General features: G+C 73.0%; 11 protein-coding genes. 2 read left to right on the top strand and 9 right to left on the bottom strand.

Annotated elements, in window-relative coordinates; all coding sequences use genetic code 11:
- Positions 1-397 precede the first annotated feature (397 nt).
- From pcaD to KUM40_RS20045, 7 genes are read right to left on the bottom strand one after another with little or no spacing between them, the layout of a single operon-like run.
- The gene (gene pcaD / locus KUM40_RS20075; RefSeq protein WP_217167380.1) at positions 398-1,519 is read right to left on the bottom strand and encodes a 3-oxoadipate enol-lactonase; all 1,122 of its coding nucleotides are present in this window, start codon (positions 1,517-1,519) and stop codon (positions 398-400) included.
- Positions 1,516-2,895: a 3-carboxy-cis,cis-muconate cycloisomerase gene (gene pcaB, locus KUM40_RS20070; RefSeq protein WP_374227399.1), complete on the bottom strand. Its 1,380-nt coding sequence runs from the start codon at positions 2,893-2,895 to the stop codon at positions 1,516-1,518. Before pcaB ends, pcaD begins: the two co-directional genes overlap by 4 nt.
- Positions 2,892-3,497, bottom strand: coding sequence for a protocatechuate 3,4-dioxygenase subunit alpha (pcaG, locus tag KUM40_RS20065; RefSeq protein ID WP_217167379.1), 606 nt, complete (start codon positions 3,495-3,497; stop codon positions 2,892-2,894). The genes pcaB and pcaG overlap by 4 nt, the downstream gene beginning before the upstream one ends.
- Before the next feature lie 6 nt (positions 3,498-3,503).
- Positions 3,504-4,289, bottom strand: coding sequence for a protocatechuate 3,4-dioxygenase subunit beta (gene pcaH, locus KUM40_RS20060; protein WP_217167378.1), 786 nt, complete (start codon positions 4,287-4,289; stop codon positions 3,504-3,506).
- A gap of 26 nt (positions 4,290-4,315) precedes the next feature.
- Positions 4,316-5,518: a thiolase family protein gene (locus KUM40_RS20055; protein ID WP_217167377.1), complete on the bottom strand. Its 1,203-nt coding sequence runs from the start codon at positions 5,516-5,518 to the stop codon at positions 4,316-4,318.
- Positions 5,515-6,159, bottom strand: a complete 645-nt coding sequence (locus tag KUM40_RS20050; protein WP_217167376.1) for a CoA transferase subunit B — start codon at positions 6,157-6,159, stop codon at positions 5,515-5,517. The genes KUM40_RS20055 and KUM40_RS20050 overlap by 4 nt, the downstream gene beginning before the upstream one ends.
- Complete coding sequence (locus KUM40_RS20045) at positions 6,159-6,914, bottom strand: CoA transferase subunit A (RefSeq protein WP_217167375.1); 756 nt, start codon at positions 6,912-6,914, stop codon at positions 6,159-6,161. The genes KUM40_RS20050 and KUM40_RS20045 overlap by 1 nt, the downstream gene beginning before the upstream one ends.
- 210 nt (positions 6,915-7,124) lie before the next feature.
- On the opposite strand from KUM40_RS20045, the gene KUM40_RS20040 reads away from it, so the two are divergent.
- Positions 7,125-7,589, top strand: a complete 465-nt coding sequence (locus KUM40_RS20040; RefSeq protein ID WP_217167374.1) for a MarR family winged helix-turn-helix transcriptional regulator — start codon at positions 7,125-7,127, stop codon at positions 7,587-7,589.
- Positions 7,590-7,604: 15 nt separating this feature from the next.
- Here KUM40_RS20040 and KUM40_RS20035 read toward each other — a convergent pair whose 3' ends face one another.
- Together KUM40_RS20035 and KUM40_RS20030 are read right to left on the bottom strand one after the other, a co-directional pair.
- On the bottom strand, positions 7,605-8,576 hold the full coding sequence (locus KUM40_RS20035) for a DUF3048 domain-containing protein (protein ID WP_217167373.1): 972 nt from the start codon (positions 8,574-8,576) through the stop codon (positions 7,605-7,607).
- A 155-nt stretch (positions 8,577-8,731) separates the two neighbouring features.
- A complete protein-coding gene (locus KUM40_RS20030) occupies positions 8,732-9,799 on the bottom strand; it encodes an ATP-dependent DNA ligase (RefSeq protein ID WP_217167372.1) in 1,068 nt (355 codons plus the stop codon).
- A 75-nt stretch (positions 9,800-9,874) separates the two neighbouring features.
- Between KUM40_RS20030 and ligD the strand changes: the two genes are divergently transcribed.
- Entirely contained in the window at positions 9,875-10,900 is a 1,026-nt protein-coding gene (gene ligD, locus KUM40_RS20025; RefSeq protein ID WP_217167371.1) for a non-homologous end-joining DNA ligase, read from the top strand.
- Positions 10,901-10,907: the final 7 nt, after the last annotated feature.

Raw genomic sequence — 10,907 nt, 5'->3', positions numbered from 1 at the left:
CTGGCTCCATCACTACAATCACCACCGCCCCCACACCGCAACCGGCGGCAAACCACCCGTCACCAGGTTGACCAACGTCCCTGGGCAGTACAGCTAGGCGTGCATCGGCCGCCTGGCACTGGCTGACCGTGCATCGGCGAGTGTGGCTAGGCGTGCATCGGCCGCCCGGCACTGGCTGTCCGTGCATCGCTGCCCGGCATCGGCCGTGGTGCCTCCCGCCGTCCGCGGATGTCCGGCGGTGGCTCACGTCGGCCTTCGCTGTCCGGTCTTCGGCTCGCGCTGCCCCTGGCCGTCCGGCTTCGGCTCGCGCTGACCACGAACGGCGGGCCTCGGCTCACGCGGCTCCGGCCCGTCGGCGCGCTCCTCGCAGAGGCGGGCATCGCTCACCGGCGTCGGCTCACCCCGCGGCGCCGTCCTCCTCGGCCAGCACCCGCTGGGCCGTCGCGAACGCCGAGTTGGCCGCCGGTACCCCGCAGTACACCGCCGTCTGGAGCAGCACCGCCCCGATCTCGTCCGCCGTCAGCCCGTTGCGCCGGGCGGCCCGCACGTGCATGGCCAGCTCCTCGTAGTGGCCGTGCGCGACGAGCGCCGTCAGCGTGACCATGCTGCGCTCGCGGCGCGAGAGGGTCTCGTCGGTCCAGATCTCGCCCCACGCGTAGCGCGAGATGAAGTCCTGGAATCGGGCGGTGAACGGCGACTGCCGCCCCTGGGCCCGGTCCACGTGCGCGTCGCCCAGCACCTCGCGCCGCACCGCCATGCCCCGCTTGGCGCCACCGTCGAAGTGCGCCCGCAGCGCGGTCAGCACCGCCTCGGGGCGTTCGGCCGGAGCCAGGTGCGAGGCGCCCGGGATCTCGGTCAGGGTCGCGCCGGGTACCGCGTCGGCGAGCTCCCGCAGGTGCGCGGGCGGCGTGGCCGGGTCCTCGCGCCCCGCGACCAGCAGCGTCGGCGCGGAGATCCCGCCGACCAGGTCCCGCAGGTCGAAGGCGGCCAGCGCGTCGCAACAGGCGGCGTACGCACCGGGATCGGCGTCCCGGTGGTCCCGGACCAGCCGCGGCACGGTGAACCCCGGGGTGAACCACCGCTCGTCCGCGCTCTCCGCGAGCCCCGCCAGCCCCTCGGTCCGTACCAGCGCGGCCCGTTCCTCCCACGGCTTCGCCCCGTTGAAGTGCGCCGACGAGCAGAGGACCGCCAGGGACGACACGCGCTCCGGGTGATGCACGGCCAGTTGCAGGCCCACCGCACCGCCCAGTGACACCCCGGCGTAGGCGAACCGCTCCACCCCGAGCGAGTCGGCGAGGTCGAGCACCAGGCCGGCCAGGTCGCCGACGGTGGCGCCGGGGCCGACGAGGTCCGCCGCCGAACCACCGTGCCCCGGCAGGTTCCAGCGGATCACCCGGTGCCCGACGGACAGCTCGGGCGCCACCCGGTCCCACAGGGCGTACGAGGTGCCCAGAGAGGGCCCCAGCAGCAGCGGGGGAGCGGAGGCGGGGCCTTCGATGAGGTGGTCGAGGATGGTCAACGTCGCTCCAGAGCACGGTCGGTCAGGGCTCCCGCGGAGCCGGTGCAGCGGACGGGATCGGTCGGGGCGGCCAGGTCTAGGTGCCGCAACTCCGGGACCTCGGCCAGCAGTTCGCCCAGGCTCCGGTCCTCGGCGTACGTACGCGCCGCCAGCGCGGTGAGCAGCGCCCTGGCGCGGGCCCGCCCGAGCACCGGTGCCAGTTCGGCGGAGAGCCGCTCGGACACGATCAGCCCGTGCGTGAGACCGAGGTGCGCGCGCATCACGTCCGGGCGCACCCGCAGTCCCCCGGCCAGTTCGGCGGCGTCCCGCGCGGCACCGCCGGTCAGGCGCAACAGGTCCCGCAGCGGCTCCCACTCGGCGTGCCAGGCCCCGGCCGGCCGCTCGTCCTCGGCGACCAGCGAGCCGTACAGCGTGGCCGCGAGCTGCGGCGCGCGCCGGGCGGCGGCCGCGATCAGCGTGGACCGTACGGGATTGGCCTTGTGCGGCATCGCCGACGAACCGCCGCCGGTGCCCTCGGCGACCTCGCCGATCTCGGTGCGGGACAGCGTCAGCACGTCCGCGGCGATCTTCCCGAGCGCCCCGGCGGCGAAGGCGAGCGCCCCCGCCAGGTCGGCGACCGGAGTGCGCAGGGTGTGCCAGGGCAACACCGGTGCCCGCAGCCCGAGTTCACGGGCGTACGCCGTCGGCAGTGCGGTCGGGTCCGGCGCTCCGTACGCCTCGTAGGCCGCCAGGGTGCCCGCGGCGCCGCCGAGTTGCGCGGGCAGCGCGTCGCGGACCGTGATGATCCGGTCCCGCGCGTCGAGCACCAGCGAGCGCCATCCGGCCGCCTTCAGCCCGAAGGTCGTCGGCACGGCGTGCTGGGTGAGTGTCCGGCCCGGCATCGCCGTGTCCCGGTGCTCGGCGGCGAGCCCGGCCAGCGCCCGTTCCGTACGGGTGAGATCGGGCAGCAGCAGGTCCAGGGCGCGGGCGGCGACCAGCATCGTCGCCGAGTCCATGATGTCCTGGCTGGTCGCTCCCCGGTGCACGTACGGCCCGTAGGGCTCGCCGACCGCCTTCGTCAGGTCGGCGACCAGCGGGATGACCGGATTCCCGCCGCCGCGGGCGCGCTCGGCCAGGGAGCGCACGTCGAACCCGGCGGGGTCGGCGGCCCCGGCCACCGCGTCGGCCGCCGCCGCGGGGGCGAGGCCCAGCGCGGCCTGGGCGCGGGTCAGCGCCACCTCCGCGTCGAGCAGGGCCCGCAGATACGCGCGGTCACCGGTCGCCGACGCGACCGGCGAGCCCGCCCACCCGGGGGCGAGCAGACTCGTGTCGGCGTCGGCGTCGGCGTCGGCGTCGGCGTCGGCCCTGGCCTCGGCGGGGTCGGCAGGTGATGTCACTGGAACTCCAGGAAGACCGTCTCGCCCTCGCCCTGAAGGCGGATGTCGAAACGGTACGTCCCGTGGCCCTCGTCCGCCGCGATCAGCGTGTCGCGGCGCCCGGCCGGCACCCGGGACAGCAGCGGGTCCGCGGCGAGCACCGCCTCGTCGCCCGGCAGGTAGATCCGGGTGTACAGGTGCACCAGCAGCCCGCGCGCGAACACGCACACACTCACGTACGGCGCGCTCCGCCCGCGCGCCCCGGGCCGCAGTGTCCGCGCGTACCAGTGGCCGTCCGCGTCGGTCTGGATACGCCCGAAGCCGGTGAACTCCACGCCGTTGCGGCCGAGGAAGCCGCCGGAGGCGGGGTCGCGCCGCATCGAGCCGTCGGCGGTCGGCACATTGCCCTCGGCGTCCGGCCCCCACAGCTCCACGAGGGCGTCCGGCAGCGGGTCGCCGGCGCCGTCGTACACGTACCCGTGCACGGTGACCGTGTCCGGATGCCCGGCGGGCGCGATGTCCTCGCCGCCGCGGAAGGGCAGCGCGTACCCGTAGAACGGGCCGACCGTGTGCGAGGGCGTGGGCGGCACCTGCTCCGGGCGACTGGTGTCGATCTTCGTCATGGCGGGTCAGCGTCCTTCTTCGATCCAGGTGGCGTTCGGGCCGTCGAGCACGATGTCCCAGTGGTAGCCGAGCGAGAACTCCGGCACCGACAGGCTGTGGTCGTAGGTCGCGATCAGCCGCTGCCGCGCGGCGTCGTCCGTCACCGACTGGAGGATCGGGTCGTACGGGAACAGCGGGTCGTTCGGGAAGTACATCTGTGTCACGAGCCGCTGCGTGAACGCCGAGCCGAACACGGAGAAGTGGATGTGGGCCGGGCGCCAGGCGTTGACGTGGTTGCGCCACGGGTAGGGGCCCGGCTCGACGGTCGTGAAGCGGTAGAAGCCGTCGTCGTCGGAGAGGGTGCGGCCCACGCCGGTGAAGTTCGGGTCCAGCGGGGCGTTGTGCTGCTCGCGCTGGTGCGCGTACCGCCCGGCCGAGTTGGCCTGCCAGATCTCCACGAGCTGCCCGCGTACGGGCTTGCCGTTCCGGTCGAGGAGGCGGCCGGAGACGGTGACGCGCTCGCCGACCGGCTCCCCGGTGTGCTGCCTGGTCAGGTCGTTGTCGACGCCGGTGATGTCCCGCTCGCCGAAGGCGGGGGAGGCCAGCTCCACCAGCTCAGGGTCCTTGGTGACGTCGATGGCGATCGGCGGCTGCTTCGGGTGGCGCAGCACCGAGGAACGGTACGGGGCGTAGTCGCGGCGCGGGTGGTGCTCGACGGGCGCGCCGTCGGCGACCCGCTTGTCGTAGGCGGCGTGCTCGGCGGCGATCTCCGCGTCGATGTCGTGCTGGGTGAGAGTCTGGGTGAGAGTCATGACGTTCCCGTGATTCCCGTGGGTGGCTAGCGGTCGAGGACCAGGGCGAGACCCTGGCCGACGCCGATGCAGAGGGTGGCGATGCCCGTGCCGCCGCCCTTGCGGGCGAGCTGGTGGGCGACGGTGCCGGCGAGGCGGGCGCCGGAGGCGCCGAGGGGATGGCCGAGGGCGATGGCGCCGCCCTGCGGGTTGAGGACCGCGGGGTCGAACTCGGGCCACTCGGCGAGGCAGCCCAGCACCTGGGCGGCGAACGCCTCGTTGAGTTCGAGGACGTCGAGGTCGGCGAAGGTCCTCCCGGCCCTGGCGAGCGCGCGGTTCACCGCCTCGACGGGGGCGAGACCGAAGTACTGCGGGTCGGTCGCCGAGACACCGGTGGCGGAGATCCGGGCCAGCGGCTCGCGGCCGGTGGCCTTCAGGCCCTCCGCGTCGACCAGGAGCAGGGCCGCCGCGCCGTCGTTGAGCGGGGAGGCGTTCCCGGCCGTGACCGTGCCTTCCGGCTTGCGGAAGGACGGCCTGAGCTTCGCCATCGTCTCCAGGGAGGCGTCCGGGCGTACGCATTCGTCGGCGGCGAAGTCCACCGGGTCGCCCTTGCGGCGCGGTACCGGGACGGCGGCGAGCTCGGCGTCGAAGAGGCCGTCGGCCTGCGCGCGGGCCGCCTTCCGGTGCGAGGCGAGGGCATATTCGTCCTGCTGCTCGCGGGTGATCTTGTGCTTGTCCGCGATCAGCTCCGCCGACTCGCCGAGCGGGATCGTCCACTGCGGGTCCATCGCCGGGTTGACCATGCGCCAGCCCAGGGTGGTCGAGTACAGCTCGGCGTGCCCGGCGGGGAAGGGCCGGTCCGACTTGGGCAGCACGTACGGCGCCCGGGTCATCGACTCCACCCCGCCCGCGAGCGCGATCGACGCGTCGCCGACGGCGATGGCACGGGCGGCCTGGATCACCGCCTCGAGGCCGGACGCGCACAGCCGGTTCACCGTGACACCGGGGACGCTGGTGGGCAGGCCCGCGAGCAGGGCCGCCATGCGGGCGACGTTGCGGTTCTCCTCGCCGGCGCCGTTGGCGTTGCCGAAGTACACGTCCTCGATCCTGGACGGGTCCAGGTCAGGGGTGCGGGCGAGGAGCCCGCGGATCGCGTGGGCGGCCAGGTCGTCGGGGCGCACGCCCGCCAGGGAGCCGTTGTACTTGCCGAACGGGGTGCGGACCGCGTCGACGACGTAGACGTCCTTCACTTCAGGTCCTCTCCGACGACGAGCTTCGCGTCGGTCTTCTCGACGACCTCGTCGACACTCACGCCCGGTGCGGTCTCCACCAAGACCAGGCCGTCGCCGGTGACGTCGAGGACGCCGAGTTCGGTGATGATCCGGTTCACACACGCCTTGCCGGTGAGCGGCAGCGCGCACTCCGCCAGGATCTTGGGGGAGCCGTCCTTGGCGCTGTGGGTCATGACCACGATGACGGTGCGGGCGCCGTGGACGAGGTCCATCGCGCCGCCGATCCCGGTGATCATCTTCCCCGGTATGGCCCAGTTCGCCAGGTCACCGGCAGCGGACACCTGCATGGCCCCCAGCACGGCGACGTCGATGTGTCCGCCCCGGATCATCCCGAAGGACAGCGCCGAGTCGAAGAAGGAGGCGCCCGGCAGGACGGTCACGGTCTCCTTGCCCGCGTTGATCAGGTCGGGGTCCACCTCCGCGTCGGTGGGGTACCGGCCGGTGCCCAGGATGCCGTTCTCCGACTCCAGGGTCACCTCCACACCCTCGGGGAGGTAGTTGGGGATCAGCGTGGGCAGGCCGATGCCGAGGTTGACGTACTGGCCGTCCCGCAGCTCCCGCGCCGCCCGCGCGGCCATCTCTTCACGCGTCCACGCCATCAGGAACTCACCGTCCGCCGCTCGATCTTCTTGTCGGCGGCCTGCTCCGGGGAGAGCGCCACCACCCGCTGGACGAAGATCCCCGGCAGGTGCACCGCGTCCGGGTCGATCTCGCCGGGCTCCACCAGCTCCTCCACCTCGGCGACCGTGATCCGCCCGGCCATCGCCGCCAGCGGGTTGAAGTTCCGGGTCGACTTCGCGAACACCAGGTTCCCGTGCCGGTCACCCTGCGCCGCGCGGACCAGCGCGAAGTCCGTACGGATGCCGCGCTCCAGCACGTACTCCGTCCCGTCGAACTCGCGCACCTCCTTGGGCGGCGAGGCCAGCGCGACCCCGCCGGAGCCGTCGTAACGCCACGGCAGCCCGCCGTCGGCGACCTGGGTGCCGACCCCGGCCGGGGTGTAGAAGGCGGGGATGCCCGCGCCGCCGGCCCGCAGCCGCTCGGCCAGGGTGCCCTGCGGGATCATCTCCACCTCCAGCTCCCCGCCCAGGTACTGGCGGGCGAACTCCTTGTTGGCGCCGATGTAGGACCCGGTCACGCGGGCGATGCGGCCGGCGGCCAGCAGGACGGCCAGACCCGACTCCATCGCCCCGCAGTTGTTGGAGACCACCGAAAGACCGCCGGTCCCGCGCTCGTACAGCGCCTGGATCAGCACGTTCGGCACACCGCTCAGTCCGAAACCGCCCACCGCGAGCGAGGCGCCGTCGGGCACGTCGGCCACCGCCTCACCGGCCGTGGCCACCACCTTGTCCATCCGAGAAGCCCCATCTCTTCCGCGCGCCCCGGGCAACAGATAATCAGGGCACTGAGTAATTCAGCGAGGTTTCCCACACGCTGCCACCGGACGGCCGAGGCGTCAAGACCCACAAAATGCGAGGTAGATCGTGTACGGCGTTCCCGGATGTGCGCGCTTCGCGCCATGTATCGTCAGTGCACCGATGAAAGTGACCACGGGAGCGTGCGCATGGCAGCGGTCGATCTGGCCACCCATCCCGGCCACCTGGCCCGGAGGCTGCAGCAGGCGCACTACCTGCTGTGGAACACGATGGTCTCGGAGGAGACCACCTCGCCGCAGTACGCGGTCCTCAACGCCCTCGTCGCCGAGCCCGGCCTGGACCAGCGCACCGTGGGGGAGAGGGTGGGCCTGGACCGGTCCACCATCGCGGAGGTGGTCAGCCGGCTCGGCCGCCGCGAGCTGCTCGACAAGGTCCGTGACCCGCAGGACGGCCGCCGGTCCCTGCTCCGGCTCACCGACGAGGGGCTGCGCGTCCACCGCAGGCTGGGCGTGCGCATCGCCCGTATGAACCAGGTGTTCCTGGCCCCGCTCGCCGCCGACGAGCAGGCGGTGTTCATCGACCTCATCCGCCGGGTCGCGGACGCCGCGGAGGGGCTCCGCAACCCGGCCGAGCCGACGGCGGCACCGGGCTGACCGGGGACTTCCGGATCAGGAGCGCCCGGCGAAGACCACCCACACCTGGCCCTCGGCGAAGTTCAGCGGCTCGCCGTCCCCGGTGGTGAAGGTCGTGCCGTCCGCGGCCGACCCGCGCTTCCAGGTCGCGTCGTAGGCGCGCCCGTCGCGCAGCACCTCCGCCTCCCCGGAGCCCACCGACTCGACGTAGGGCGAATTGCTGCCGCGGAAGTCGCGGAAGTCGGACTCGCGCACCTTCACGTGCTGCACGACGACCGTGGCCGGGGCCAGTCGCCCGCCGTCCGCGGTGCGGGCCGGGGAGCCGTCCATGGAGACGAGCCACCGGTCCCGGCTGTCGGACCAGGTGAACGTGAAGCCGGCCGAGGGGTAGCGCACCGTGCGCGAGGACTCCGCCCGGCCGCCCGCGGGAGCCTCGCCGTAGGTGAACCCGGTGGTGAGGGCCGCGGCCCCCGAGGGCTCCTGAAGCAGCTTGCCGGGCCGCAGGTAGAGGTTGTGCGGGGCCTGCCGGTCCGCGTCGCGGACGTAGGCGTCGGACGCCTCGCCCGGGGGTGCCGCCTGCAGCGGGGCCTTGTCGATGAGTGGCAGCAGCTTGCTCTGCGCGCCGGAGAACGCCAGCATCGGCCGGTCGAACTGGCCGAGCAGCTCCAGGTCGGACTCGCGGGCGCTGCGCACCGGCCCCACCGATGCGGGCAGCTCGGTCGCGTAGATCGCCATCAGGCGGCTCAGCCCGGCCTCCACCGGTTCGGCGTAGACGACGTCCGCGGCCTCCAGACCCGTCTGCGGACGGGCCGCACGCACGTTGTCCACCTTCACGGCGAGCACCGGTCCGGAGGCGGGGGCGGCCGTGCTGTGCGACCGCTCCGGTTTCGGCGCCCGTCCGTCGTCCTTCGTGCCGGGCCCCGCCGTGCAGCCCGCCGCGGCCAGCGAGACCGCCACCGCCGTGGTCAGCAGTGCGGCACACCGCCTTCTGCGCGTCCCTTGTCGCATTCCGACCATCCGTCCGCCCATCCCGTGTCGTTCATTGTGCGCTTCTTAGAACATTTAGTGCCATACCTGACTGAATCCGATACGGCACACGGAACGGGGCAGATAATCCGCTGTTCGGCCGAAACGATCGCCGGATCCGACGACGGGACCTCGGGTCAGGGCCCGCCGAGGATCTCCGCCAGGTCGTAGCGGACCGGCTCCTCGAGCTGCGCGTACGTACAGCTCTCCGGTGTCCGGTCCGGGCGCCACCGGCGGAAGCGGGCCGTGTGCCGGAACCGGGCGCCGTTCTCCATGTGGTCGTACGCCACCTCGACGACCCGATCCGGCCTCAGCGGCACCCAGGACAGGTCCTTCTTGCCGGACCAGCGGCTGGGAGCACCCGGCAGCCGGGCCGACTCGTGCGCCGCCTCCTCGGCCCACGCGGCCCAGGGATGACCCCGGGCGTCGTCCATGCGCAGCGGCTCCAGCTCCTCCACCAGCTCGGCCCGGCGCTTCATGGTGAAGGCGGCACTCACCCCCACGTGCTGGAGGACACCCCGGTCGTCGTAGAGACCGAGCAGCAGCGAACCGACCACGGGGCCGCTCTTGTGGAGGCGGTATCCGGCGACGACGACGTCCGCCGTACGCTCGTGCTTGATCTTGTACATGGCCCGCTCGTCCTGCCGGTAGCGCAGGTCGAGCGGCTTGGCCACGACGCCGTCGAGCCCCGCTCCCTCGTACTGCTCGAACCACCGCCGGGCCACCTCGATGTCGTCCGTCGCCGGCGCCACGTGCACCGGCGGCGTGAGACCGGCCAGCGCCCGCACGAGCAGCGCCCGCCGGTCGGCCAGCCCCACGTCGAGCAGGGACGCGTCGTCCAGGGCCAGCAGGTCGAAGGCCACCAGCGAGGCCGGCGTCCGCTCCGCCAGCGTCCGCACCCGGGAGTCCGCCGGATGGATCCGCTCGGTGAGCGCGTCGAAGTCCAGATGCCCCTCCCGCGCGATCACGATCTCCCCGTCCACCACGCACCGCTTCGGCAACCGCTCCCGCACCGCCGCCACCAGCTCCGGGAAGTACCTGGTCAGCGGCTTGCCCGTGCGGCTGCCCAGCTCCACCTCGGCGCCGTCGCGGAACACGATCGCCCGGAAACCGTCCCACTTCGCCTCGTAGTGCATGCCCGGCGGGATCTTCGCCACGGACTTGGCGAGCATCGGCTTCACGGGCGGCAGCACGGGCAGATCCATGGGTCCGATTCTGCGCGCCATCCCTTCCGCCTGCCTGATATGCGCGGCGAAGGCGCTGCGCCTACCGTGGCTCGCATGGCGGAAGCGGTGGAACTGGAGGCGGGCGGCCGAACCGTGCGGCTGTCCAGCCCGGGCAAGGTCTTCTTCCCGGAGCGCGGCTACACCAAGCTCGACGTGGCCCGGTACTACCAGGCCGTCGCCCCCGGCATCCTGCGCGCCCTGCGCAACCGGCCCACCACGCTCCAGCGCTACCCGGACGGCGTCGCCGGCGAGTGGTTCTACCAGAAGCGCGCGCCCAAGAGCATGCCCGACTGGATCCCCACCGCGCACATCACCTTCCCCAGCGGACGCAGCGCCGACGAGATGTGCCCCACCGAGGAGGCGGCCGTCCTGTGGGCCGCCCAGTACGGCACCCTCACCTTCCACCCCTGGCCGGTGCGCCGCGACGACGTCGACCACCCCGACGAACTGCGCATCGACCTCGACCCGCAGCCCGGCACCGACTACGACGACGCCGCCCGCGCCGCCCACGAACTGCGCGCGGTGCTGGAGGAGTTCGGCGGGCTGCGCGGCTGGCCCAAGACCTCGGGCGGGCGCGGCATCCACGTCTTCGTGCCGATCGAACCGCGCTGGACCTTCACCCAGGTGCGGCGCGCCGCCATCGCCGTGGGACGGGAGATGGAACGGCGGATGCCAGAGCGGGTCACCATCAAGTGGTGGAAGGAGGAGCGCGGCGAGCGCATCTTCATCGACTACAACCAGACCGCCCGCGACCGCACCATCGCCTCCGCCTACTCCGTGCGCCCCCGCCCGAACGCCCCGGTCTCCGCGCCACTGACCTGGGACGAGGTGGGGGTCGCGCACCCGCGGGACTTCGACATCACGACCATGCCCGCGCGCTTCGCCGAACTCGGCGACCTGCACGCGGGCATGGACGAACGGTCCTACTCCCTCGACGCCCTGCTCGAACTGGCGACGAAGGACGAGCACGACCACGGGCTCGGTGATCTGCCGTACCCGCCCGAGTATCCGAAGATGCCGGGCGAGCCGAGCCGGGTACAGCCCAGCCGGGCCAGGAAGAAGGCTCCCGACCCGGACTGAGCCACCA

The sequence above is a fragment of the Streptomyces sp. AC512_CC834 genome (genome assembly GCF_019049325.1).
GTDB lineage: Bacteria > Actinomycetota > Actinomycetes > Streptomycetales > Streptomycetaceae > Streptomyces.
This window is presented reverse-complemented; position numbering and strand designations above follow the sequence as displayed.